At 64.6% G+C, this 24,411-nt stretch carries 17 protein-coding genes and 3 pseudogenes; 5 read left to right on the plus strand and 15 right to left on the minus strand.

Annotated elements, in window-relative coordinates; all coding sequences use genetic code 11:
* Nucleotides 1–65: 65 nt before the first annotated feature.
* Nucleotides 66–1,481, minus strand: a complete 1,416-nt coding sequence (gene glnA, locus HDG39_RS11615; protein WP_184006054.1) for a type I glutamate--ammonia ligase — start codon at nucleotides 1,479–1,481, stop codon at nucleotides 66–68.
* A gap of 456 nt (nucleotides 1,482–1,937) precedes the next feature.
* On the opposite strand from glnA, the gene HDG39_RS11620 reads away from it, so the two are divergent.
* On the plus strand, nucleotides 1,938–2,402 hold the full coding sequence (locus tag HDG39_RS11620) for a rhodanese-like domain-containing protein (RefSeq protein WP_184006056.1): 465 nt from the start codon (nucleotides 1,938–1,940) through the stop codon (nucleotides 2,400–2,402).
* A gap of 204 nt (nucleotides 2,403–2,606) precedes the next feature.
* Here HDG39_RS11620 and HDG39_RS11625 read toward each other — a convergent pair.
* The 5 genes and pseudogenes from HDG39_RS11625 to HDG39_RS11645 form a co-directional block, all read right to left on the minus strand.
* Nucleotides 2,607–3,076: pseudogene (locus HDG39_RS11625) on the minus strand (GH92 family glycosyl hydrolase); the annotation flags it as partial.
* A gap of 527 nt (nucleotides 3,077–3,603) precedes the next feature.
* Complete coding sequence (locus HDG39_RS11630; RefSeq protein WP_184006060.1) at nucleotides 3,604–4,443, minus strand: competence/damage-inducible protein A; 840 nt, start codon at nucleotides 4,441–4,443, stop codon at nucleotides 3,604–3,606.
* Between the two features lie 19 nt (nucleotides 4,444–4,462).
* Nucleotides 4,463–5,296: an EI24 domain-containing protein gene (locus HDG39_RS11635; protein WP_184006062.1), complete on the minus strand. Its 834-nt coding sequence runs from the start codon at nucleotides 5,294–5,296 to the stop codon at nucleotides 4,463–4,465.
* Nucleotides 5,297–5,505: 209 nt separating this feature from the next.
* Nucleotides 5,506–6,504, minus strand: coding sequence for a sterol desaturase family protein (locus HDG39_RS11640; RefSeq protein ID WP_184006064.1), 999 nt, complete (start codon nucleotides 6,502–6,504; stop codon nucleotides 5,506–5,508).
* A gap of 70 nt (nucleotides 6,505–6,574) precedes the next feature.
* Complete coding sequence (locus HDG39_RS11645; protein WP_018417479.1) at nucleotides 6,575–7,594, minus strand: YVTN family beta-propeller repeat protein; 1,020 nt, start codon at nucleotides 7,592–7,594, stop codon at nucleotides 6,575–6,577.
* Between the two features lie 566 nt (nucleotides 7,595–8,160).
* Between HDG39_RS11645 and HDG39_RS11650 the strand changes: the two are divergent.
* Nucleotides 8,161–8,811 (plus strand): annotated as a pseudogene (locus tag HDG39_RS11650) (YadA-like family protein); the annotation flags it as partial.
* 149 nt (nucleotides 8,812–8,960) lie between these two features.
* Here HDG39_RS11650 and hrpA read toward each other — a convergent pair.
* On the minus strand, nucleotides 8,961–13,244 hold the full coding sequence (hrpA, locus tag HDG39_RS11655) for an ATP-dependent RNA helicase HrpA (RefSeq protein ID WP_184006066.1): 4,284 nt from the start codon (nucleotides 13,242–13,244) through the stop codon (nucleotides 8,961–8,963).
* Nucleotides 13,241–13,456, minus strand: a complete 216-nt coding sequence (locus tag HDG39_RS11660; protein ID WP_184006068.1) for a hypothetical protein — start codon at nucleotides 13,454–13,456, stop codon at nucleotides 13,241–13,243. The genes hrpA and HDG39_RS11660 overlap by 4 nt, the downstream gene beginning before the upstream one ends.
* A 123-nt stretch (nucleotides 13,457–13,579) precedes the next feature.
* Between HDG39_RS11660 and argA the strand changes: the two genes are divergently transcribed.
* The 3 genes from argA (at nucleotide 13,580) to proP (ending at nucleotide 17,522) form a co-directional block, all read left to right on the plus strand.
* Complete coding sequence (argA, locus tag HDG39_RS11665) at nucleotides 13,580–14,968, plus strand: amino-acid N-acetyltransferase (RefSeq protein ID WP_184006070.1); 1,389 nt, start codon at nucleotides 13,580–13,582, stop codon at nucleotides 14,966–14,968.
* 74 nt (nucleotides 14,969–15,042) lie between these two features.
* Nucleotides 15,043–15,315, plus strand: a complete 273-nt coding sequence (locus HDG39_RS11670) for an oxidative damage protection protein (protein WP_026225286.1) — start codon at nucleotides 15,043–15,045, stop codon at nucleotides 15,313–15,315.
* Between the two features lie 737 nt (nucleotides 15,316–16,052).
* Nucleotides 16,053–17,522, plus strand: coding sequence for a glycine betaine/L-proline transporter ProP (gene proP / locus HDG39_RS11675; protein ID WP_090800879.1), 1,470 nt, complete (start codon nucleotides 16,053–16,055; stop codon nucleotides 17,520–17,522).
* Nucleotides 17,523–17,593: 71 nt separating this feature from the next.
* Here proP and HDG39_RS11680 read toward each other — a convergent pair.
* From HDG39_RS11680 to HDG39_RS11710, 7 genes and pseudogenes are all read right to left on the minus strand, one after another.
* Nucleotides 17,594–18,082, minus strand: a pseudogene (locus tag HDG39_RS11680) (metallophosphoesterase family protein).
* Nucleotides 18,083–18,090: 8 nt separating this feature from the next.
* The gene (locus tag HDG39_RS11685) at nucleotides 18,091–18,897 is read right to left on the minus strand and encodes a hypothetical protein (RefSeq protein WP_184006072.1); all 807 of its coding nucleotides are present in this window, start codon (nucleotides 18,895–18,897) and stop codon (nucleotides 18,091–18,093) included.
* A gap of 2 nt (nucleotides 18,898–18,899) precedes the next feature.
* A complete protein-coding gene (locus HDG39_RS11690) occupies nucleotides 18,900–19,475 on the minus strand; it encodes a TMEM175 family protein (protein WP_184006075.1) in 576 nt (191 codons plus the stop codon).
* Nucleotides 19,476–19,619: 144 nt separating this feature from the next.
* The gene (locus HDG39_RS11695) at nucleotides 19,620–19,973 is read right to left on the minus strand and encodes a cupin domain-containing protein (protein WP_184006077.1); all 354 of its coding nucleotides are present in this window, start codon (nucleotides 19,971–19,973) and stop codon (nucleotides 19,620–19,622) included.
* Between the two features lie 28 nt (nucleotides 19,974–20,001).
* A complete protein-coding gene (locus tag HDG39_RS11700) occupies nucleotides 20,002–21,399 on the minus strand; it encodes an FAD-containing oxidoreductase (protein ID WP_184006079.1) in 1,398 nt (465 codons plus the stop codon).
* A 170-nt stretch (nucleotides 21,400–21,569) separates the two neighbouring features.
* On the minus strand, nucleotides 21,570–21,758 hold the full coding sequence (locus HDG39_RS11705) for a hypothetical protein (protein ID WP_008922008.1): 189 nt from the start codon (nucleotides 21,756–21,758) through the stop codon (nucleotides 21,570–21,572).
* Nucleotides 21,759–21,894: 136 nt separating this feature from the next.
* The gene (locus HDG39_RS11710) at nucleotides 21,895–24,210 is read right to left on the minus strand and encodes a putative bifunctional diguanylate cyclase/phosphodiesterase (RefSeq protein WP_184006081.1); all 2,316 of its coding nucleotides are present in this window, start codon (nucleotides 24,208–24,210) and stop codon (nucleotides 21,895–21,897) included.
* Nucleotides 24,211–24,411 lie beyond the last annotated feature (201 nt).

Here is a 24,411-nt window from a genome sequence, read left to right on the forward strand (position 1 = left end):
TTGTGACCGATCGCGAGCGTCGGGCAAAGCGCTTCGCCGGGTGACTGGCGAAGCGCCATGGCCGCTTACAGCGAGTAGTACATTTCGAATTCGATCGGGTGCACCGACTGACGATAACGCTGCAGTTCTGTCGTCTTCAGTTCGATGTACGCGTCGAGCATCGCATCCGTGAACACGCCACCGCGCGTCAGGAACTCGCGGTCCGCGTCGAGCGAGTCGAGCGCCTGATCGAGGCCCGCACACACGGTCGGGATCTTTGCATCCTCTTCCGGCGGCAGGTCGTACAGGTTCTTGTCGGCGGCTTCGCCCGGGTGAATCTTGTTCTGCACGCCGTCCAGACCCGCCATCATCAGCGCGGAGAAGCACAGGTACGGATTCGCCAGCGGATCCGGGAAGCGCGTTTCGATACGGCGGCCCTTCGGGTTCGAGACGTGCGGAATACGGATCGATGCCGAACGGTTGCGAGCCGAGTAGGCGAGCTTGACCGGAGCTTCGAAGTGCGGCACGAGACGCTTGTACGAGTTCGTACCCGGGTTCGTGATCGCGTTCAGCGCGCGAGCGTGCTTGATGATGCCGCCGATGTAGAACAGCGCGAATTCCGACAGACCCGCGTAGCCATTGCCCGCGAACAGGTTCTGGCCGTCCTTCCAGATCGACTGGTGGACGTGCATGCCCGAACCGTTATCGCCCACGACCGGCTTCGGCATGAACGTCGCCGTCTTGCCGTACGTGTGCGCGACGTTTTGGATGATGTACTTCAGTTGCTGCGTCCAGTCGGCGCGCTGCACCAGCGTCGAGAACTTCGTGCCGATTTCATTCTGGCCCATGCCCCCCACTTCGTGGTGATGCACTTCGACCGGAATGCCGATCTGTTCGAGCAGCAGACACATTTCCGAACGGATGTCCTGGAACGAATCGACCGGCGCGACCGGGAAGTAGCCGCCCTTGGTGCCCGGACGGTGGCCGGTGTTGCCGCCTTCGAATTCCTTCGCCGACGACCACGGTGCTTCTTCCGAACCGATCTTCACGAAGCAGCCCGACTGATCCGTATTCCACTGGACCGAGTCGAAAATGAAGAATTCCGGTTCCGGACCGAAGTACGCGGTGTCGCCGAGGCCCGAGTTCTTCAGGTACGCTTCCGCGCGCTTCGCGAGCGAGCGCGGGTCGCGCTCGTAGCCCTTGCCGTCAGCCGGTTCGACGACGTCACAGGTCAGCACGAGGGTCGATTCTTCGTAGAACGGGTCGATGAAGGCGGTGTTCGCGTCAGGGACCAGCAACATGTCCGATGCTTCGATGCCCTTCCAGCCGGCAATCGACGAACCGTCAAACGCATGGCCGCTTTCGAACTTGTCTTCATCGAACGCCGACACCGGCACCGAAACGTGTTGCTCCTTGCCGCGCGTGTCGGTGAAACGGAAGTCGACAAACTTGACGTCTTCGTCTTTGACGAGTTGAATGACGTCGGCCACGGATTTACTCATAACCTATCTCCTGATTAACAATTTCGGCGGATTCAGCCGCCGCCCAATCTAGCTGACCCGTCCCGGAACGTCCACCTATACGGCGTCGCAGGGCGGAAAATTCTGCCGGGGCAAAATCGATCGGCACCAATAAAGCAGATAGTGTGCCACGTCTGGGCCCGGGCGGGCCAATCCGGCGCACACCACTGCGCCGCTTGGATTTGCCGGCCACGCACGAGGCGCGAGCCGCGTCGCAAACAAACGTGCGGGCATCGCTACGCACCAATTTCGTGCATTCACCGCTTTGGAAACGGCGCTCTCTACCATTTTGGTGCATTCAGCGGGAAATGCACCATATTCGCGCATCGAGATTGGGGCGCTTGCCCGTCGACTGTCCGGCGCCGTCCAGTCTACACAGTTCTGTGCGCTGCCTGCCGCGCGCTAGAATAATCACTTGGTCCGAAGGAGTTGACGCTCATGAGCACGCTCGAACAGCTTTACGCGAAGGCGGACGCCCGCCGCACCGAGAACCAACTGCCCTATGCGGGCGCGGTATCGCCGGCCGAGGCGTTCGAACTGCTGGAACTCGATCCGCGCACGCGTCTCGTCGACGTGCGTACCCGCGCCGAGCTCGACTGGGTCGGCCGGCCGGTGATCGGTGATGGCCAATACGCGCATGTCGAATGGACGCGCTATCCGGGCGCGGTGCCCAATCAGGAGTTCGTGCAGCAACTCGCGCAGGTCGCCTCGCCCGACACGCCGGTGCTGTTCCTGTGCCGCAGCGCCGCGCGCTCGAAGCTCGCCGCGATCGCCGCGACCCAGGCCGGCTTCACGAAGGCGTATGACCTGCTGGAAGGCTTCGAAGGCGACAAGGACAGCCGGGGGCATCGGAAGACGGTGTCGGGATGGTGTTTTCGCGGCTTGCCGTGGATCGGAGCCTGATGGCGCGTGGCGCACTGCCCGCATCTGCGCAAGCCCGTGGCGCGGCGCTGAAGCAGGCCGATTGAAACGGTTCGCGCCGACCACGCATTGATTGCATCGTCGGCGCGGGTTGTGACACTGCGATGTCGCGGTTCGCGCCAACCTAACCCCTCAGGCGCGGACCGCTTGTTTCGTCGGCGCCGCGCGCGCGGCGCTCGATTGTGTTCAGGGCGCGGCCGAAATCCCGAACACGTGCAACTTGCCCGCGCTGACCTGTTTCGGCAGCGTGACGCTCGCCACGAGCTTGCCCGGCGACAGTGGCACGCTCTGCGCGAACGGATAGGTCCTGACGCCGTCGTTGCTGCCGTCGCCGGCATTGCGATAGGTCGTCGTCGACGCGATCGGGTCCACCGGCGCCGCACCGCCACCATTGAGCGTCCGGTCGTCGAACGAGAGCGTGAAAGGTGTGGTCGTGCCGTCCGCATAGGTAACGAGCGCGGCATCCGAGCTCGGGCCATTGGCGCCGCGCCCGCCGCCGTCAAGGCCTGCGACGAGTAGCCGCACAGCGAGCCGTCGAAGTCCGCACCCGGACCATCGGTATCGGTGCTGCCGTCGCTGCCGATGCCGTGGTTGTTGAATGCGTCGGCAACATTCCGCGCGAGCGGCACGCCATACGAAGGGGGTGCGTCCGCCGCGCTCCTCCACAACCCGTCAAAGCACCGGTAATAAGCAAAGCGACCGAAAGACGGCGTATATCTATCACGGCTGCCTCCTGAGTATTGTTTAGTCAACCGTTTAGTCGTCGCGATTATCGTTTGACAATCGGCTCAATGAGTGGCGGCCATGCTATAGAAGCGATTAGAATTGCATCAATCGATTGTCCATTTCGATTTAAGTTTATTTGACTTTACTAAACAAACTAAAATTCGCGATGGAATATCCAATTCTTGGATTAATCGAGGCAATGGAATGAACCTGGTTTGGAGGAATGCCCGGTTATGCATAACGAATTTTATTTAGCAATGCCCGTAGAGATACTTGAATGCCGACGATGAGTCGCATCGAGAGGCGCGCAGAAGAAGCGGCGGTTAGTTGCGCGGAGTTGCCGGCCCCGCGCCGCGCGCATGTCGATGTGCGTTGAAGCGGCATGCGCGCGCGGCGCCGACATCCTGAACTGCGCGGGTCGTACGCTACAGCTGCCCGGCGGACCGCTGTCGCCCGCTCAGCTTCGCGGCTTACCCGTGGCCGCTGCCGCCGCTTCAGGCTCGACGATATCGCCACCGAGCAGATGCACCCCCTCTCGCAGCTTCACGAACGCCGCGGCGACGGCTTCCGGCTCACCCTTCACACCCAGATCGATGTGATGCCGCGCATACACGCCGCCGCGCTCCGCATCCCCGACGCTCGGCAGGCTGAACACCCGCACGCCCGGAAAATCGCGCTCGATTTTCTCCATCAGCGGCGTCACGCGCGACTCCGGCAACTCGAACACCAGCAGCGACTTTTCAGCGTGCGGCGTCGTGTGATGCAGATGCGCGTAATGCGTGTCGAGCACCCATTCGATCATCGGCCAGGCCATCACCGGGAAACCCGGCACGAAATGGTGTTGGCGGATCGAAAAGCCCGGAATCTTGTTGTAGCCGTTCGGAATGATATCGGCGGCCTGCGGGTACGTGCCCATATTCAGACGATGCCGGTTCTCGGGCGAGTTCAGATCGAGCGGCGCCGGCGAGTTCGCCGGATACATGTCGCGGATACGCTCCTGGATCAGCTTCGCGGCTTCCGGATGCAGCTCGAGCGGCACGCCGAGCGCGGCCGCCGCGCACTGGCGCGTGTGGTCGTCCGGTGTCGCACCGATACCGCCTGTCGAGAACACGATGTCGCCCGACGCGAACGTGCGCCGCAGCGTCGCCGTGATGCGCTCCGGATCGTCGCCGATGTACTCCGCCCAGCCGAGCGACAGCCCGCGCACGCGGAGCAACTCGATGACCTTCGGCAGATGCTTGTCGACGCGTCTGCCCGACAGGATTTCATCGCCGATGATGATGACGCCAAATGCCATTGCCGCCTCTTTCGTTTGATCAATAGGGAACCGGCGCGACCTCGCGCGCGCCGCCAGGCGCTTCCGCCCGCATGCGCTGCAGCGCGCGCAGGCAGTAGTTGCCGAACCATAGCGCCGAGAACACGAGGATGAACGCGTAAATCCAGATCGTCACCGTCGTGATCACCGGGAACAGCACAATCAGCCATACCGACGACGCCCACAACAGTGTCGGCAGCGAACCTAGCAGGCCGCTCACGATACCGATCAGCAGCAACGGCAGCCGGTGGCGCCGCACCAGTTCGCGCCGCTCGTCGCGCGTAGCATGCAACGAGAGCGCATCGTAGGTCATCACGCGATACGTGAGCCATCCCCACAGCAGCGGCGGAATCAACGCGAAGAACGGCGGCACGAGCCACAGCGGCAGCGTGACGATCAGCAGCGCGAGACACAGCAGCGTGGTCCAGAGCGCCTGACCGAGGCTACCGTACCACGTTCCGCCGCGGCGCATCTCCAGCCCGGCGAACTGGCGGGCCGCGAGAAAGCGGATCACGGCCGGCATCGACAGCATGGCGATCAGCAGCAGCACCGTGACGACGATCAGCGGGATCGCCATCGCGATCACGATGAACGGCGCGATGACCGCGTGCAGCGTCGAAAAACCGAGCACGTCGAACAGATGATAAAGCGTGGCGGTGAAGGACCAGTCGTCGAGCCAGGTGCGCGTCGCGCCGGTCAGCGTCTGCCAGAAGAACCACAGGAGTACGCCCCAGCCGACCGTCGCGACGAAAAACGGTTTGAAGGTCAGCCAGAGCATGCGCGGATGAAACGCGCTTGCGAGCGCGCGCCCAAACGAGCGCAACAGATCATTCATGCGAGCCAGTGCCTGCGAACGAAACGATGGACGAGAAAAACGCGCCGCGCGCGGGCCAGGCAAGCTGGGGCACTGGAGGGTGCGCTCGAACGTGCACAGCATAAACCAAGGGACCGCGCCGCCGGCGGAAGTGAGCAGCGCGGCGGAGTGCGCGCTCGAATGGATCCGCAATGGACTCAGAACGGACTCTGAACCGACTCTGAATCGACTCAAACGGCAGCGGTGTCGTTGCCGGGTGCGCGGCGCTTCGATACGAGGCGATGCGCGATGCGCACGAAGGCGAACCAGTGCTGCGCCCAGAATCCATCGCCATAGCGGCGGCCTTCGAGCTGATCGCTGATACCTGTCGGCTCCATATCGCGGCTCCACGACACGCTGCGGAACAACATGTCCCACCACGGGAACAGCACGCCGAAATTGCAACCGTAATTGAGCCCTTCATGACCGTACCCGATCGCGTGGTGACGGCGGTGGAACGCCGGGCTGACGAGCAGCCGCTCGCCGAGCCAGCCGTAATACAGGCGGATGTTCGCGTGCTGCACGCTTTGCGCGAGATTCGTGATCGCAACCAGCACGACGAACTGCGACGGCGGCACACCGATTGCGAGCGCGATCATCGCGAAGAACGACGCCTGCAGCAGATCGTCGAGCAGATGGTTGCGATCGTCGGACCACAGCGACATTTGCCGCTGACTATGGTGTACCGCATGCAGTTCCCACCACACGCCGAAGCGGTGCTGCCAGCGGTGATACCAGTAGCCGGCGAAATCGAGCACGAGCAGGTACATGACGAATGTGACGAGCGGCTGCGTGGTCACGCCGGGCCACAGGTTGTCGAAGTTCAGGTTCGCGATGCCGTGCAGCCGCAGCCAGCCTTGCACGTTGTCGAAGAACGGTTGCATCGCGAAGAAAAAGAACAGGTTCAGAATGCCGAGCTTGGCTATCCACGTGTACAGCACGTCGACGCGCACGGCCTTGCGGTCCTCCCATTGCTCGGCCGGGCGCAGCACCTCGAGCGGACGCAGGATCGCGTACATCGCGAGCACCTCGAGCACACCGACGATGACCCAGTACAGGCTGTCGTAGGTGTCCTCGTCGTAGTCCATCAGATTGAACCGGAACAGCAGCGGCTGCACCACGTCGACGTACAGCCACGTCTGCACGGCTGAAACGAAGCTGTCGAGTGAGGAGAAAATCAGATGGAACATGATGCTGGCCTGTTACTTCATCCTTGATGGCTCATTGCGCCCTGGCTCTGCTCTGGTGCCCTCAGGCCCCTCACGCACCGTTCGGCGCCGTCACCGGCGCGCGGTTGAAGAAATAGATGCCGTGCGGCGAGCGGCCCACCGCAATCGTCTGGATCAGCTTGCGCGTGTTGAGATCGATGATGCCAACGTGCTTCGCGAAGCGGAAAGTAACCCACAGATAGCGTTTGTCGGCGGAAAGTTCCATATCGTCCGGTCCCGGCATCAGGCCGGTGATGTCGCCGACGTTGGTGAGCGTGTCTTCGTCGATGATGCTGATCGTGCTAGCGACGCGGTTAGACACCGCGACATGCTTGCCGTCGGCGAGCGAGCGGAAATTGTGAGCGCCCTTGCCCGTGTGAATCGTCTTGACGACCTTCTGGTTGCGCCAGTCCACCACGGCGACGCAGTCCTCGCCGGTCATGCCGACGAGCAGGTACTTTTCCCCCGGCGTCATCCACAGACCCGCGGGCACCTTGCCGACCTTCATCTTCCATTTGACGGTTTGCGTGGGCAGGTCGATGGCGGCGAGCTCGCCCGAGATCTGCAGCGAGACGAACACCGTCTTGCTGTCATTCGAGAACGCCATGTGGCTCGGCATCACCGCGAGCGGCAGCCGTGAAGCCAGCGTCATCTGGTTTTTCTGGTTGTCGTAGTGATAGATGTCGAGTCGGTCGAGCCGCAGTCCCGTAGTGACGAGCCACTTGCGATCAGGCGAAAAACCGATTTGATAGGGATCTTCGATGTTCTCGACCCAGCGCTGTAACTGCCCCGTTTTCGGATCGACGAACATCAGGTTGTTCGACACCGAATTGGCGACGATCAGCGAGGAATTGTCCGGCGTGGCCATCAGGTGATGCGGTTCCTTGCCCGTGGGCACGGTGCCGATGACCTGGCGGCTGTTCTCGTCGATCAGGCTCAGCGTGGCCTCGCCGGAATTGAGCACGATCACGTTATTGGCGTGCGCCGCTGGAGAAAAAAAGCCTGCGGCGGCGACCAGCACCGCGGTCGCGGCGAACGTGGCACTCAAGCCGGGAAGAAAAAATTTACGCATGAAAACTCGCTTCGGAGAACAACCGTCATTGTAGAACGTTTGCCGGTCCGGGCGGTTGACGTAAGTCACTGGCGACGACCGAAAAATGACGGGTGCGATGAAGCGCGGCCGCGTGCGGGAGGTTTCGTCTGCCGCGTCCGGTTTGATGCTCGCGCCGCGGGTTTTCGAGCGAGGAATCAATGTGCTCTCCCTGTCAGGGCCAATCATGCATCAGCCACACGTTAAAATCGCGCAAATGATTAGCGGGAGCAATAAGAATACTCCTCTTTCCTTATCAATAAAAACCTAGCCGTATTAATATATTTTTTAGCCAGATTGAATTTCGGAGTTTGCTGATATCTGAATTGCGGAGAATTCTCCGTACGCGCCGCCCCGGTTGCGACTCTCCCATGAAACCCGAGCGCATATCGCCGGGCCGACGCGCGCTCGACCAAATAACGCAAGCCTTACCAATGACCGGCGTTTTTGTATTTTCAATATTTTCAAAACCACGCAATAACATCACGTCAAAGTCGGAATACGCGCTGCGTGCCACTAACTACAATAATGCGGAGGATTTTTAATTGATGAACCTCGGTCAGCTGAACGCGGCGCTCGAAGGCACGATCAATAACGCGACGATCGGCTCGGCCGACGCGTTGTTCAGCGCGGCAGGCGATAGCGCGACTGAGAGCGCGCAGGCGTCCGGCGCGCACGCGATTGCGGCCGGGGCGAACGCGCGGGCGAGCGGCGTCAATACGGTCGCCGAGGGTGCGAACGCAGAGGCGGCCGGCACGAACGCGATTGCCGTCGGAGCGAATGCACAAGCAAGCGGCACCAACGCGGCAAGCATCGGAGCGAACGCCATCGTCAGCGCAACAACGCGACGGCGGTCGATGCCGCAGCCAGCGCGAGCGCCGACAACTCGGTGGCGTTAGGCCAGGGCTCCGTCGCCGACCGAGCGAACACGGTATCGGTTGGCGCGGCGGGTCAGGAACGCCAGATCGCCAACGTCGCGGCCGGCGTGCGAGGCACCTACGCGGTCAACGTCATTGCCACAAGCGGTCCTGCCGGGACACGGCATGGTCGCCATGACGGGTGGCACGGGCGGTCAATCTGCGCTCGCGATCAGCGTGTCGCAGTTGTCGGACACCGGCAAATGGATCTACAAGGTCCAAGGCAGCACCGACTCTCGCCGACAGTTCGGCGCATCGATCGGCGAGGGGATGCATTGGTGAAATCAGCTCGAGCGAACGTGTCGAACAGAGTCCGGCCGCGACGGCGCTCAGAGGACGCTCGGCGTACCCCGCGCGCATCGGTGCGCGGGCCCGCTCATCGGCCGCGGTGCACATCCAGTGTCCAGCGTCCGCGAGCGAGCGCCCTGGCTTTAGCGCTGCATCGACTCCCACACCTTGTGCAGGCGCTTCACCGAAACCGGCATCGGGGTGCGAAGCTCCTGCGCAAACAGCGAGATGCGCAATTCCTCGAGCAGCCAGCGGAATTCCGCAAGCCGCGGATCCACGACGCCGCCGCGCTGCGACACCGCGCGCTGATAGTGCTGCAGCAGCGGCTGGAATTCGGCGAACTGGCGCGCGTCGCGTATGGCGTCCGCGCGCAGCTTGTCGATACGCAGCGCCATCCCCTTCAGATAACGCGGGAAATGTGCGAGTTGGGCATGCGGCGTATCGACGACAAAACGCTTGCCGATCAGTGCATCGAGCTGATTCTGCAGATCGGTGTACGCGGCCGCGAATGGCTTCGCCTGCAGGAGCTTCTTCGTCAGGCTCGCGTATTCGCCAAGAATCTGACCGACCAGCCGCGAAATTTCCTGCGCGAGCAACGTGAGGCGGCTGCGCCCTTCGTCGCGGCGGACATGGAAGCTCGCATCGTCGTCGGGCAGCGGATCCTGCAGACACGTGCGGTCGAGTGCGGTGTCGATCAGCTGATCGCGCAGTTCCTCCTGCGTGCCGCGCGGCATGAACTGCATGGCCATTTCGCGCAGGCCCGGCAGATTCTTCTCCAGATACTTGATCGGCTCCTTCAACTGCAGCGCGAAGAGCCGACGCAAGCCCGCCCGATGAATCCGCGCGGCTTCTTCCGGCGAATCGAACACCTCGACGTCGCAATGAGTGCCACGGTCCACGAGCGCCGGGTAGCCAAACAGCGTCTGACCACCACGGCGAATTTCGAGCAACTCGGGCAACTTGCCGAAATTCCACGTGGTCAGGTTTTCATAGAGCGCGGTGGCTGGTGCGCCTTCCGGTGTCGCGGGCCGTGGCGCGGCCGCGCCCTTGCCGCGCGACGCGCCACTCTGAGGCAGATCTGGAGAGCGTGCAGGTGCCGCAACTCCGCCGCCGCCCGCGTCGGCCAAGGCGGCGCCCGCCGCGCCCGAAACGAGCTTCTGGAAATGCTGCTGCGCCTGACCGCCGAGCTCGGCGCGCAGTTGCGACAAATTGCGCCCCATCGCGAGCTGCCGGCCATGTTCGTCGATGACCTTGAAGTTCATGAACAGATGCGCGGGCAGCGTCTCGAGCTTGAAGTCGGACTGCTTCATCGCGACCTGGGTCTGCTCGCGCAGGTCGGCGATCAGCGCCTCGAGCAGGCCGCCTCCTCCGAAGCGCTGTGCGCCGTGCCGTTCGGCGAAGCCCGCCGCGTACTCGGGGAGCGGCACGCAATGCCGACGCAGCTTTTGCGGCAGCGACTTCAGCAGCATCTGCGCCTTTTCTTTCAGCATCCCGGGCACGAGCCACTCACAGCGGCGCGCGTCGACCTGGTTCAGCGCGTACAGCGGCACTGCGAGCGTCACGCCGTCGCGCGGCGTGCCCGGCTCGAAGTGATAGGTCAGCGCCATCTCGATGCCCGCCATCGTCAGCCGCTTAGGGAACAGATCCGTCGTGACACCCGCCGCCTCGTGCCGCATCAGATCGTCTCGGGACAAATACAACAGCCGCAGCTTGTCCTCCGCCTGGCCACTCTTTTTGACCTCGTCGCGATACCAGCGCTCGAACGCGGCGCCGGTATGGATGCCGTCCGGCAACGCCTGATCGTAGAACGCGTAGATCAATTCATCGTCGACCAGCACGTCCTGGCGGCGCGACTTGTGCTCGAGCTGCTCGATGTCGGCGAGCAGCTTGCGGTTGTGCGCGAAGAACGCAAGCTTCGTGTCGAACTCGCCTTCGACGAGCGCACCGCGAATGAACAGCTCGCGCGCCCGCGCCGGGTCCTGCGTGCCGAACGCGACGCGCCGCCGGTGATAGATCGGCAGGCCGTACAGCATCGCCCGCTCGAACGCGGACACCTGCGCCGCGCGTTTTTCCCAATGCGGCTCGGACAACGATTTCTTGAGCAGATGCGCGCCGACCTTCTCGACCCACTCCGGCTCAATTTTCGCGATGCAGCGCGCGTACAGACGGCTCGTTTCGACGAGCTCGGCGGCCATCGCCCACTTGCCTGTTTTTTTCACGAGCGCCGAGCCGGGCCACAAGTAGAACTTGATGCCGCGCGCGCCGAGGTAGTACGGCTCGTCGTCGGCTTTCAGGCCGATGTTGCCGAGCAGACCGGTCAGCAGCGCCAGATGGATCTGCTCGAATGTCGCCTCCGCTTCGTTCAGCCGCCAGCCGTGCTCGCGCACCACCGTCAGCAGTTGCGAGTGGACGTCGCGCCATTCGCGCAGCCGCAGTTGCGACAGGAAGTTCTTGCGGCACTCGTCCTGCAGCTGCCGGTTCGATTTCTTGTGCGCGATCGCTTCGTCGAACCAGTTCCAGATCTTCAGCCACTGCAGGAATTCGGAGCGCTCGTCGGCGAACCGGCGATGCGCCTGGTCCGCCTGCTCCTGCGCTTCGATCGGGCGATCGCGCGGGTCCTGCACGGACAGTGCACTCGCGATGATCAGCACTTCCTTCAGCGCCTGCTGGTCGCGCGCGGCGAGGATCATGCGGCCGACGCGCGGATCGAGCGGCAGTCGCGCGAGTTCGCGGCCGAGCGGCGTCAGGTGGGTGTCGTCGTCGACGGCGCCGAGCTCGTTGAGCAACTGGTAGCCATCGGAAATCGCACGGCCCGGCGGCGGCTCGATAAACGGGAAGGTTTCGATCGCCGTCAGATGCAGCGACTTCATGCGCAGAATCACCGAAGCAAGCGACGAGCGCAGAATTTCCGGATCGGTGAAGCGCGCGCGGCCCTGGAAGTCGCTGTCCTCATACAGACGAATGCAGATGCCATCGGCGACCCGGCCGCAACGCCCCGCGCGCTGGTTCGCGGCGGCCTGCGAAATCGACTCGACCTGCAACTGCTCGACCTTGTTGCGATACGAGTAGCGCTTCACGCGCGCAAGGCCGGTGTCGACCACGTAGCGGATGCCGGGTACCGTCAGCGAAGTCTCGGCGACGTTGGTCGCGAGCACGATGCGGCGCGCGTTCGACGTGCGGAACACGCGCTCCTGCTCGGCGGCCGAGAGCCGCGCGAACAGCGGCAGGATCTCCGTATGGGGCGGATGATGTTTGCGCAGCGCCTCGGCGGCGTCGCGAATCTCGCGCTCGCCGGGCAGGAACACCAGTACGTCGCCGGGGCCTTCGCGGCACAGTTCGTCGACGGCGTCGACGATCGCCTCCATCAGATCACGATCAGTCTCGCGCTGCGTCTTCGGGCGCTCGCGGCCAGACGAGGTTGCACCCGAGGTCCCTTGCGCCGCCTTGACCGCCGGGCTGTCCTCGACGACCGGACGGTAACGTACCTCGACCGGATACAGCCGGCCGCTCACTTCGATCACCGGCGCGGGCTTGTCGTCGCTGCCGAAATGACGCGCAAAACGATCGGCGTCGATCGTCGCCGAGGTGACGATCAGCTTCAGGTCGGGACGCTTGGGAAGAATCTCCTTCAGGTAGCCGAGCAGAAAATCGATGTTGAGGCTGCGCTCGTGTGCTTCGTCGATGATCAGCGTGTCGTAGGCCTTCAGCAGCGGATCGGTCTGCGTTTCCGCAAGCAGAATGCCGTCGGTCATCAGCTTGACCGATGCGCCCGGCGAGAGGTTGTCGTTGAAGCGCACCTTATAGCCGACCACTTCGCCGAACGGCGTGCCGAGTTCCTCGGCGATACGGCGCCCGGTTGCCGACGCGGCGATCCGGCGCGGCTGCGTATGGCCGATCAGACCATTGCCGCCGGCCCCGAGACCACGGCCCAGCGCGAGGCAGATTTTCGGCAACTGCGTGGTCTTGCCCGAGCCGGTTTCGCCCGACACGATCACGACCTGATTCTCCGCGATCGCCCGCGCGATCTCGTCGCGACGACCGGAGACAGGAAGCGCTTCGGGGAACGTGACCGGTGGAATCGGATTCGGCTCGACGACCCGCGACGGCCGCGCTTCGCGCGGCGCGCGAGGTTCCTTGCGCGGCTCGCCCGATTGTTTGTCGCGCGATCCGTGACGTTGCTCGCCGCGGGTCGATCCGCGTTGCTCGCTGCGTGGCCCGCGATCTCCCTGTTCGTTGCGAGACGCACGACGCTGTTCAACTCCCTCGTCGCGAGCCTGCTGGCCATGCTCACCGCGAGGCGCGGCCGAAGGCGTATTGCGGCGCTGGCTTTGCGGCCCGCCCCGCTGCCCGCTTTGCGGCCCATCGCCCTGCTGCTCGCGGGCCGCGTTGTGAACCGCAGTACGGAATTGGCCAAGCTGCTCGCTCAACGAAGCGCCACGTTGCTCGCCACGAGCCCCACCGCCCCGCTTCGCACCAGACGCCTGATCCGATTCATCGCGGGATTCACCGCGCCGTTCGTCATGCGCGCCAGCGTGCTCTTCGCGACCTTTTCGACCTGCACCGCCCCCTTCAGGCGGCACCTTTCGCGCAGACGCGCCCGCCCCCCGACGCGCGTCACGCGCCTGATCGGGTTTCGCATCCTGCGCTGGGCGGCGCATCGTGTCGCCGGGGTTGGCCGGCTCGCCGGCCGACGCCGGTTTCTCGTTCGCCCCAGCGGGACTTTTGGGTACATTCGACATGGGGGCGCATTATAATCCCCGGCATGAATTCCCAAACCGACCTCGTCCCCGCGCCCGCGAGCGTTCCGGCGCCCTCCGATTCGCCGGAAACCCTCGCCCAGCACGCGCAATTCGTCGACTGGATGCGTTCCGTCGCCCCGTATATCCACGCGTTCCGAAACAAGACATTCGTCGTGGGTTTCGGCGGCGAAGTGGTGCATCAGGGGCTGCTGAATGCGCTCGTGTCCGACATCGCGCTGCTGCAGGCAATGGGCATCCAGATCGTGCTCGTACATGGCTCGCGCCCGCAGGTCGAGGAGCAGATGAGCCTGCACGGCGTCGAATCGGAGTTTTCACACGGCATGCGCATCACCGACGCGCGCGCGCTCGAGTCCGCGAAGGAGGCGGCCGGCGAAGTGCGTCTCGACATCGAAGCCGCGATCAGCCAGGGTCTGCCGAACACGCCAATGGCGCACGCGCACATCAGCGTCGTATCGGGCAACTTCGTGACGGCGCGCCCCGTCGGCATTCTGGACGGCGTCGACTTCCAGCACACGGGCCTCGTGCGCAAGATCGACGCGGATTCGATCCGACACTCGCTTGCGAGCCGCAAGCTCGTGCTGCTGTCGCCGCTCGGCTTCTCACCCACCGGTGAGGCATTCAATCTGTCGATGGAAGACGTGGCCTCGGCCGCGGCGATCGCGCTGCGCGCCGACAAGATCGTGTTCCTGACCGAAACGCCGGGCCTGATGGAAACCGGCGAAAGCGGCACCGAGCTGATTCGCGAACTGTCGCTCGACGACGCCTACAAGCTGAACGAAAGCGGCGAAGTGACCGGCGACGCCGCGTTCTACCTGAAGCATTCGATTCGCGCCTGCCGCGGCGGCGTGCCGCGTGCGCACATCATCCCGTACGCACTCGACGGCAGCCTGCTGCTCGAACTGTTCCTGCACGATGGCGTCGGCACGATGATTTCGTACGAGAACCTCGAAAGCCTGCGCGAAGCAACGCCGGACGACGTCGGCGGCATTCTCGCGCTGATCGAGCCGCTCGAAACTGACGGCACGCTGGTACGGCGCGGCCGTCACCAGATCGAACGCGACATCGACCATTTCTCGGTGATCGAGCACGATGGCGTGCTGTTCGGCTGCGCGGCGCTGTATCCGTATCCGCAGGAGCGCATCGGCGAAATGGCGTGCCTGACGGTCGCGCCGGAAGCGCAAGGCACCGGCGACGGCGAGCGTTTGCTCAAGCGGATCGAGCAGCGCGCGCGGGCACGCGGCCTCACGCGCATTTTCGTGCTCACCACACGCACCGAACACTGGTTCCTGAAACGCGGCTTCGTCAAGGTTTCGGTCGACGACCTGCCCGAAGACCGCCGCCGACTCTATAACTGGCAGCGCAAGTCGCTCGTGCTGATGAAACAGCTTTGAGTACTTCGTGATCGCCCCCATCTGATCCGAACCGGCGCCTGCCCGCCCCACATCGATTACAGGAGAAGCACAGCATGACTCGTATGGTTCAATGCGCGAAGCTCGGCAAGGAAGCCGAAGGCCTCGATTTCCCGCCGCTGCCGGGCGAACTCGGCAAGCGGATCTACGAAAGTATCTCGAAGGAAGCCTGGCAGAGCTGGTTGAAGCAGCAGACCATGCTGATCAACGAAAATCGCCTGAACATGGCCGATCCGCGCGCGCGTCAGTATCTGATGAAGCAGACCGAAAAGTTCTTCTTCGGCGAAGGCGCGGATACCGCATCGGGGTACGTGCCGCCGTCAGCCTGAGCTTGCCTCGTCGAGGACGACACGACACAACGCGTCGCCCAAACCGAGCAAATACACGCCTGAAAGTCCGCGCCGCGAGCGCGGATTTTTTTCGCCCCGATACCGGCCGCGTATCGGGTCCGCAGTTCGTGTCGCCTTCGCCTCGAAAATGAGTCTGCAAATGTTCCAGGCGGTCCGTTTTCCCATTCTGCCAATCCCGCCAGACCCCCCACCCGCAACGGATTGAGCCACATCGGCGGCCTTCGCCCGCACCACCGGTTTGCACGATCCTCTGTCATCGTGCTAATATGTGCCGCGTTTCAACAGCAATTCACCTTCATTCGTGTTCTATTCAAGTTGGCTCGCCGTGCGTTTTCCGCGCGTGCGTCGTCCTGAATCGAGCTGTTTTTAAACAAGAAGGCTCGTCGGTCGTTTCCCCGCCTGAAGCGGAAAATTCAAGACCGGCCTTTTTCGTTTCAAGCCTTCAGTGGCGCACGGGTCAGTTTCCCGCCAGCCCCGCGTCCCTCATGCATCTGCCCCCCTTCCACGGCCACGCAGGTGCAACAGTCAGCACAATCTAGTCGAGTGTTTTTTCGCGAACTTACCGCGAGGCACGGGCGTTTGCTTCTTTTCGCCATCCGTTCCGCCGCCGGATAACCGGTGCCGCGAATAGCCTCGCCTTGCTCACGAAATTACACTTCCCAGCAACCGTGGCGGAACGCATCACGAGTTTCGTCGCAGTCATTGGAGTTTCAACCTTGACCGCTTCCAGCAACGGCTTCTGGCGACATCACAAACCGGAACAGCGTCTTTCCCTCGACGACATCACCGTTGTCGATCACTCCCTCCTGAAACGGGCCGTCGGCGCCATGGCGCTCGGCAACGCGATGGAATGGTTCGATTTCGGCGTGTACAGCTACATCGCGGTCACGCTCGGCAAGGTGTTCTTCCCTTCGTCGAGCCCATCGGCGCAACTCATTGCGACCTTCGGCACGTTTGCCGCGGCGTTTCTCGTGCGGCCGATCGGCGGCATGGTATTCGGGCCGCTCGGTGACCGCATCGGCCGTCAGCGCGTACTGGCGATGACGATGATCATGATGGCCGCGGGCACCTTCGCGATCGGCCTGATCCCCAACTACGCGACGATCGGCATTCTCGCGCCAGCGCTGTTGCTGCTTGCGCGCCTCGTGCAGGGCTTCTCGACCGGCGGCGAATACGGCGGCGCCGCGACTTTCATCGCCGAATTCTCGACCGACAAGCGCCGCGGCTTCATGGGCAGCTTTCTCGAGTTCGGCACGCTGATCGGCTACGTGCTCGGCGCGGGCACGGTCGCGCTGCTGACGGCGACGCTGTCGAACGACGCGCTGCTGTCCTGGGGCTGGCGCGTACCGTTCCTGATCGCCGGACCGCTCGGCCTGGTGGGTCTCTACATCCGCATGAAGCTCGAGGAAACGCCCGCGTTCAAGAAACAGGCCGAAGAGCGCGAAGCCGAGGACCGCGCGCTGCCCAGCCAGTCGTTGCGCCAGCTGCTCGTGCAGCAGTGGAAGCCGCTGCTGCTGTGTGTCGGCCTCGTGCTGATTTTCAACGTGACCGACTATATGGCGCTGTCGTATCTGCCGAGCTATCTGTCCGCCACGCTGCACTTCAACGAAACGCACGGTCTGTTCCTCGTGCTGCTCGTGATGATCCTGATGATGCCGATGACGCTCGCCGCCGGCCGTCTGTCCGATGCGATCGGCCGCAAGCCCGTGATGCTGCTCGGCTGCGTCGGTCTGTTCGCGCTGTCGATTCCCGCGCTGCTGCTGATTCGGATGGGCACGGTGCTGCCGGTGTTCGGCGGTCTGATGATTCTCGGCGTGCTGCTGTCGTGCTTCACCGGGGTGATGCCGTCGGCGCTGCCGGCGCTGTTCCCGACCCGGATCCGCTACGGCGCGCTCGCGATCGGCTTCAATATCTCGGTGTCGCTGTTCGGCGGCACGACGCCGCTCGTGACCGCATGGCTCGTCGACCGGACCGGCAATCTGATGATGCCCGCGTACTACCTGATGGGCGCGTCGCTGATCGGCATCGTGTCGGTGCTCGCGCTGCGCGAAACCGCGCGCAAGCCGCTGCTCGGCTCAGGTCCGTGCGTCGCGACGCGCGCTGAAGCGCACGCGGTGCTGCGCGGTGAGCGCGAGGCCGAGGAGATGGATGAACGGTTCGCGGCGGCTGCGACCGCGCGTGCCTGACCTGCGCAGTCATCACATCAAGCGTTGTTTCTGAAGCGAGCGGGCCGGCGAAATTCGCCGGCCCGCTTCTTTTACGTCAGGAGCGGATCGAACGTCGCACCAACCCGCGCGCCTTCGACGGTCAGCGTGCCCGCGCACACCGGCAGCTTGAAGCGCCGCGGCCCCGCGCTGCCAGGATTGACATACAGCACGCCGTCGCGCTAGGCGATCGACGGCTTGTGCGAGTGGCCGCTCACCACGACGCGAATGCGATCGTGCTGCGGCACGCAGCCCAGCTCGGCAATATCGTGCACGACCAGAATCGTCACCTGCTGGACGGTCAGCCGCGCATGCGTCGGTAGAGACGCGGCCCAGTCACCGGTATCGTTGTTGCCGCGCACCGCGGTGAGCGGCGCGATCCGCGCGAGCGCGTCGAGCACGTCCGGGTTGCAGATATCGCCCGCGTGAATGATCGCGTCGCAGCCGTCGAGATAGCGCAACGCTTCCGGACGCACGAGGTTGTGCGTATCCGAGATGAGCCCGATGCGGGTAGCGGTCGAAGGTGAGCGATGTGAAGCCATGCGCAGTCTCACTCCGTCTGCGGCTGCGTCAACTCTCGCGCCGTCGCCTGAGCACGGCGCTGCCCAGCCAGCATGCGCCGCGTCAACCCCTGCACGACGACCGACACCACCGCCGCGCACGCAAACCCCGTCGCCACACCGTACTGCGGCAGGAGCATCGCCGTCACCGCGAAGAACGCCGCGAACGAGCCGCGCCCGACCACCATGCCGCGCATCAAGAGCGCCACGAAGTCCGCGCCATGCGCACGCTGCGCCGACACCGCGAGCACGATGCCGAGCAGCGGAAACACCGACACCACGCCACTCCACGCGGCGCCCATCGATGCCGAGGCGGCCGTCACCGCGAGCGTCAGCAATGCGCCCGCGAGCATCCGCACGGCCAGATCCGCACGCCCGACGCGCGCCGCCGGCACATGGCCCGTCGCGCGCGGCAAGCAGCTCTGCGACACCGCGACGGCCACGCACGCCGCCGCCAGCGCCCACCCAAGCGAGCCGGGCATCCGCACGATCAGCAGTCCCGCGCCGAGCCAGCCGGCCATGCCCGCGACCAGTGCGAGCGGCCAGTCGAAGCGTCGGCAGCTCCATCCATAAGCAAGATTGAATGCCTCGGATGCGGCAATCGCCGCAACCGACGCCGCCGACGCCTGCGCCGCGAACGCCGGCCCGCGCTCGACTGCGAGCAGCAGCATGATCGGTCCGGCGACGACCGGCAGTCCCGCGAGCCATCCCGCGACCGACGGCCCCCAGACGCGCGCGGCCGCCGTCAGCGCGGCGAGAAAGGCCGGCACCAGCACGAGCTTCAGTGCGAGCAGCATGCTCATGCCTCCAGCACTTGTTCGATGCGACGGTCCGGTACGAACCACCACGCGGCGGCGAGCGCGTACAGCACGGCCGACGCCCACGGCGCGACGAACGCGAGCCCGATGCCGGTCAGGTAAATGACGACGGAGACCTTGCCCTTGAAGTCGTTGCCGAGCGCTTTGGCCAGCGTCGAGTCGTGTCCATGCTGCGAAATCAGCGCGCGCGTCAGGATGAAATACGCGATCGCCGCCATGAACAGCACGATGCCGTACATCGCGGTCGGCCACGCGGCCAGATGGTTCGCGCCGACCCAGTGCGTGACGGCCGGCAACAGCGACAGCCAGAACAGCAGATGCAGGTTCGCCCACAGCACCTTGCCGTTGACCTTCTGCACCGCATGGAACATGTGATGGTGATTGTTCCAGTAAATGCCGACGTACACGAAGCTCAGCACGTATGCGCAGAACACCGGTACGAGCGGGCGCAGCGCCGCCAGATCGTGGCCTTCGGGCACCTTCAGCTCGAGCACCATGATCGTGATGATGATGGCGATTACGCCATCGCTGAAGGCTTCGACGCGTCCCTTGCCCATGCGAGTCCCGAAGATCAATGCGGTGGGGCGCACAGCCCGCCTTCGCCTTGCGCGCGGGCCGCGCCGCTGCCGATTATCGGTGATGGTGTGAGGATTTGTCGATGCGCGAGAGCCGGCCGCGCGGATGGCTCGATCCGCCGCGGCTCACGGGTAATGGACGGCGAGCCACACGCTCGGCTCGGTGTCGCTCGTCCATGCGACGCGGTGACGGCAATGCGCTTCGATCAGCACGTGATCGCCGGGCTTCATCGGATGCGGCTGGGGGTCGCCGTGGAATTCGAGCAGCGCCGCGCCGGTGAGCAGCACGACCCATTCGGGGCGCGGGCTGTCGTACCAGAAGCCGGGCGGACTCGCCTGCCCGGTCGAGACGATCCGCTCGATCGTCACGCCGCCACGCTCGACGAGCGCGTCGACCTGCTCCTCGGGCGTCGTCCCCAACTGCGCGACGGCGTCGAACAGGTTGCCGCAGTTACGTGCGGGTTTGAGCGGGCTTGTCATCAGCGTGTCGCGCCAGCGTCAAGGCAGTTCATTGCATCGGCTTGAGCCCATCAAGCAGCGTCGGCACCAGTTCGCTGATGGTCGGATGCACGTGCATCGCGTATTGCAAAGTCGGATACGGCGCGCCCGCCGTCATGATGTCGACGAACGTATGGATCGCCTCGTCACCCTCGACGCCGTGAATCGCCGCGCCGAGTATCTGTTTGCTGTTCGCATCGACGAGTGCCTTCATGAAGCCGTCGGTTTCGCCACGCTCGCGCGCACGGCCCACGCGCGACATCGGCATCGTCGCGATCAGCGCGTCGCGGCCGCTGTTGCGCACCTCCTGCTCGGACATGCCGACGCGCGCAAGCGGCGGATCGACGAACACCGCATACGTCATGATCCGTGTGTCGACGCTGCGCGCGCCGCCGTCGAGCAGGTTCGCCGCGACGATCTGGTAGTCGTCGTAGGACGTATGCGTGAACGCGCCGCGGCCGTTCACGTCGCCGATCGCCCACACGCCCGGCACGCTGGTGCGCAGCTGGCCGTCGACGATGATCGTGCCGTGCCGGTCGGTCTCGATGCCGGCGACGTCGAGGCCGAGGTCGTCGGTATTCGGCCTGCGGCCGGTGGCAACCAGCAGGTGCGACGCCTCCATGGCCGGGATGTTCTGCTCGAAGCCGATGCACACGTCGTTCGCGCGATGCGCATGCGGCTCGACGCGCGTCGGCTGCACGCCGAAATGAAACTCGACGCCCTCGCGCGCGAGCACCTTTTGCACCGATTCCGCGAAATCGGCATCCTCGCGGTTGAGCACGCGCTCGCCGCGCACGAGCACGCTGACGCGGCTCCCGAAGCGGCGAAACACCTGCGCGAATTCGAGCGCGATATAACTGCCGCCGACGATCACCAGATGATCCGGCAACGCGGTCAGTTCGAGCAGCGTCGAGTTCGTGTAGTACGGAATCCGCTGGATGCCTTCGAGCGGCGGCACGACGGCGCGCGTGCCGCTGTTGATGAAGATTTCGAACGCGCTGAGCTCGTCCAGCGGTTGACCGTCGTGCCCGCTGATCGCGAGCATGCGCGCGCCGGTGAAGCGCGCGTGGCCGTTGAACACCGTGATGTTTTCCGTGGCGCGCAGCCATTTTTCGACGCCGCTGCGCGACTCTCCGATGATCCGGTCCTTGCGCGCCTTCACGGCCGCCAGATCGACGCCGACCGAACCCACCTGCACGCCGAGGTCCGCCGCATGGCGCGCCACGTGCGCCGCGCGGGCGCTCGCCACATAGGATTTGGTCGGCGTGCAGCCGACGTTCACGCAAGTGCCGCCGAACTCCGCGCGTTCGATCACTGCGGTGCGGCGCCCGCTTTGAGCGAGGCGCACGGCGAGCGGCGAACCGCCTTGTCCCGTACCGATCACGACTGCGTCGAAGTGCTGTGCCATGGCAACTCTCCAGGGTCTGGGTGCAGGTCGTAGCATCTTACGCTTCGCGCCACGGGCTGCCATGCCATGTCTGATTGTGCGGGCGCTTTGGCGACGGCCCGTCTTGCCAGGCGCCGCGCGCGAGGCGGCGCCAATCAGTCTGGATTACTGCAGATCCTCCACGCGAGTCCTCAGGCGTGGCAATGAACCGCGCAAATCAACTCGCGCGAACGTTGCAATGCGGCCTGCGCGCCGCGCGCCGCGAACACCCAGCCGACCTGGCCGAGATTGAAGTCCTGCGACACCATCACCTGCATCAGCGCGACCATCGGCAGTACGACCGATGGCCGGTAAAGCTGGTTTCTGATCAACTCTGACATCTCGACCCCCAAACGCGGGGCGCCGCTTCGGCACCACGCACCAATAACGTTTCGATGGGGGAATTTTAGGGAGCGCGTCGCCGCCGATAAATAGCGGCAACGCGAAGTCACTTGTTCGGCAATCTGAACAATCGCGTCAGGATGCCTTCGCCATGCCGATCAGCTGCGCGTCGTACAGCGTGCGCGCATACGCGCTCGCGCCGACCGGCCGGCTGTACAGGTAGCCCTGCTGCTTGTCGCAATCGATCGCGCGCAGGAACGCCGCCTGCTCGGCGGTCTCGACGCCCTCGGCGGTCACGTTCATGCCGAGCGAGTGCGCCATCGCCACGACCGCCTGCGTGATCGCGATCGAATCGCGATGATCGGGCAGCCCCGCGACGAACGACCGGTCGATCTTCAGGTTATGCAGCGGAAAGCGTTTCAGGTACGACAGCGACGAATAACCGGTGCCGAAATCGTCGACCGAGATGCGCACGCCCATTGCGTTCAGCGCGCTCAGCATCGGCAGCACGGTATCGCTGTCGCTCATCAGCAACCGCTCGGTGATCTCGAGTTCGAGCGCGGCCGGTTCGAGCCCGGACTGCGCGAGACAACCTTCGATGCGCTCGAGCAGCCCGTCGTTGAACTGCCGCGGCGACAGATTGACCGCGACGATCAGATGCGGCGCGAGCGAGCGCCGCCACTGCGCGACCTGCTGGCAGGCGTGCTCGAGCACCCAGTCGCCGATCTCGACGATCAGCCCGGCATCCTCGGCGACCGGAATGAATTCGCCCGGCGACACGTTGCCCAGCTCGCTGTTGTACCAGCGCAGCAGCGCTTCCGCGCCGATCGTGCGGCCGCTTTGGCTATCGACGATCGGCTGGTACACGAGGCTCAGCTCGTTGGCCGCAAGCGCGCGCCGCAGCGACTGTTCGATCGTGAAACGCCGCTGCAGATGCTGGTTCAGCTCGGCGGTGAAGAACTGGAAGTTGTTGCGGCCGCGCTGCTTCGCGTGATACATCGCCGAATCGGCGTTGCGCATCAGCGTCGCGACGTCCTGGCCGTCTTCGGGAAACAGGCTGATGCCGATCGACGCGCCCAGGTAGTACTCGTTGCCCGCCACCGCGAACGGCACCGCGATCATGTCCAGAATGCGGTGCGCGAGGCCGATCAGCTCGCCGGTATTGCCGTACGCACTGGCGACGATCACGAACTCGTCGCCGCCGACGCGCGCCAGCGTGTCGCCGCACCCGACGCAGGCCGACAGCCGTTCGGCGACGCTGCACAGCAACGCGTCGCCAGCTTCGTGACCGGCGGTGTCGTTGACCTTCTTGAAGCCGTCGAGATCGACGAACAGCACGGCGACGCTGGTGAGCTCGCCGTCATCGTCGCCGGCGGCGCGCGGCGCGAACAGGTCGCGCATCCGCTCGGTCAGGTAGGCGCGGTTGTAGAGGCCGGTCAGCGAATCGCGCGTGGCGAGGTACTTCAGCTGGCGCTGCGCCTCGCGCACCGGCCCGATGTCGGAAAACGAAATCAGCACGGAGTCCGGCTCGCTGTCGCCGGGCCGCAGGATCGGCACGACGTTCTGCGTGATCCACACGACTTCGCCGCCGATCAGTTCGAGGCCGACCGTCACGCCGAGCATCGGCTTGCCGGTCGCAAAGACCTGCGAGACCGGACGGTTGACTTCGCCGATGACCGAGCCGTCCTCGCCGAACGCGCGTGTCATCACGGTCCGCATGCTGCTGCCGACGACCTCCGGCGTCACGTGCAGCATGCGCTGCGCACTCGGATTGCAGGCGAGCACGATGCCGGTGCGCGACTGCACGACGATGCCCTCGCTGAGATGATCGACGACCAGCCGGTGACGCTCCTCGCTATGCGCGAGGCGCTGCGCCATCGCGTCCTGATGGACCGCAAGGCCGACACTGCTGCCGATGTCGCGCAGCATCGCCTCTTCCTCGACGGTCGGACGGCGGGTGGCGCGGTAGTAGACGGCGAACGCGCCGAGCACGATGCCCGCGTCGTTTTCGAAGGGCACGGACCAGCATGCGCGCAAGCCGTGCGGCAACGCGACATCGCGGAAGTTTTCCCACAGCGGATCGGATTCGATGTCGTCGACGATCACCAGACGCCGCTCGAACATCGCCGTGCCGCATGAGCCGGCGCGCGGACCGATCGCCGCGCCCTCGATCGCGGCGCTGTATGCGGGCGGCAGCGACGGCGCACCGCCGACGCGCACATGCACGCCGTCCGGGTCGAGCAGCAGGATCGAGCAGCACGCGCCGTCGCCGAGCAGCGCCTCGGCGCGACGGCAGACTTCGTCGAGCAGCTCGGGCAGCGGCGTGTTGCGGGTGATCAGCCGCAACACGCTGCGCTCGGACGCGAGTACCTCCTCGGCCCGTTCCGGCCGATAGCGGGCGCCCTCCGGCGCGGCTGTCGTCGTGCCACGTGATGTTGCTTCGCAAATCATAGTTGCGCCCCCCAACCCAACATCGGCAAGTTAGTGTACGCGGCACACCGGGGTTTACGCTAAGCCCAGCGTGAAAATCTGCCATGCATCGCGTGCGGACGGCTCCGGTGTGGCGTGCCAGCATCGGTTGATGCCGGTACGACGGGCGACGGCAGTGCGGGCGCCGTCTGTTCGTGGCCCGGAGGCGCCGCAGCGGCTCGA

It is taken from the genome of Paraburkholderia lebeckiae, from assembly GCF_014201005.1.
Classification (GTDB): domain Bacteria; phylum Pseudomonadota; class Gammaproteobacteria; order Burkholderiales; family Burkholderiaceae; genus Paraburkholderia; species Paraburkholderia tuberum.

Bases quoted from the DNA above. Each gene is read 5' to 3' on its own strand.
- HDG39_RS11685 (WP_184006072.1), bottom strand. From the start codon at position 18,897: ATGCTGCTCGCACTGAAGCTCGTGCTGGTGCCGGCCTTTCTCGCCGCG.
- HDG39_RS11710 (WP_184006081.1), bottom strand. From the start codon at position 24,210: ATGATTTGCGAAGCAACATCACGTGGCACGACGACAGCCGCGCCGGAG.
- HDG39_RS11635 (WP_184006062.1), bottom strand. From the start codon at position 5,296: ATGAATGATCTGTTGCGCTCGTTTGGGCGCGCGCTCGCAAGCGCGTTT.
- HDG39_RS11700 (WP_184006079.1), bottom strand. From the start codon at position 21,399: ATGGCACAGCACTTCGACGCAGTCGTGATCGGTACGGGACAAGGCGGT.
- argA (WP_184006070.1), top strand. From the start codon at position 13,580: ATGAATTCCCAAACCGACCTCGTCCCCGCGCCCGCGAGCGTTCCGGCG.
- HDG39_RS11620 (WP_184006056.1), top strand. From the start codon at position 1,938: ATGAGCACGCTCGAACAGCTTTACGCGAAGGCGGACGCCCGCCGCACC.
- HDG39_RS11705 (WP_008922008.1), bottom strand. From the start codon at position 21,758: ATGTCAGAGTTGATCAGAAACCAGCTTTACCGGCCATCGGTCGTACTG.
- HDG39_RS11660 (WP_184006068.1), bottom strand. From the start codon at position 13,456: ATGCGAAACCCGATCAGGCGCGTGACGCGCGTCGGGGGGCGGGCGCGT.
- HDG39_RS11640 (WP_184006064.1), bottom strand. From the start codon at position 6,504: ATGTTCCATCTGATTTTCTCCTCACTCGACAGCTTCGTTTCAGCCGTG.
- HDG39_RS11630 (WP_184006060.1), bottom strand. From the start codon at position 4,443: ATGGCATTTGGCGTCATCATCATCGGCGATGAAATCCTGTCGGGCAGA.
- glnA (WP_184006054.1), bottom strand. From the start codon at position 1,481: ATGAGTAAATCCGTGGCCGACGTCATTCAACTCGTCAAAGACGAAGAC.
- HDG39_RS11690 (WP_184006075.1), bottom strand. From the start codon at position 19,475: ATGGGCAAGGGACGCGTCGAAGCCTTCAGCGATGGCGTAATCGCCATC.
- HDG39_RS11645 (WP_018417479.1), bottom strand. From the start codon at position 7,594: ATGCGTAAATTTTTTCTTCCCGGCTTGAGTGCCACGTTCGCCGCGACC.
- HDG39_RS11670 (WP_026225286.1), top strand. From the start codon at position 15,043: ATGACTCGTATGGTTCAATGCGCGAAGCTCGGCAAGGAAGCCGAAGGC.
- HDG39_RS11695 (WP_184006077.1), bottom strand. From the start codon at position 19,973: ATGACAAGCCCGCTCAAACCCGCACGTAACTGCGGCAACCTGTTCGAC.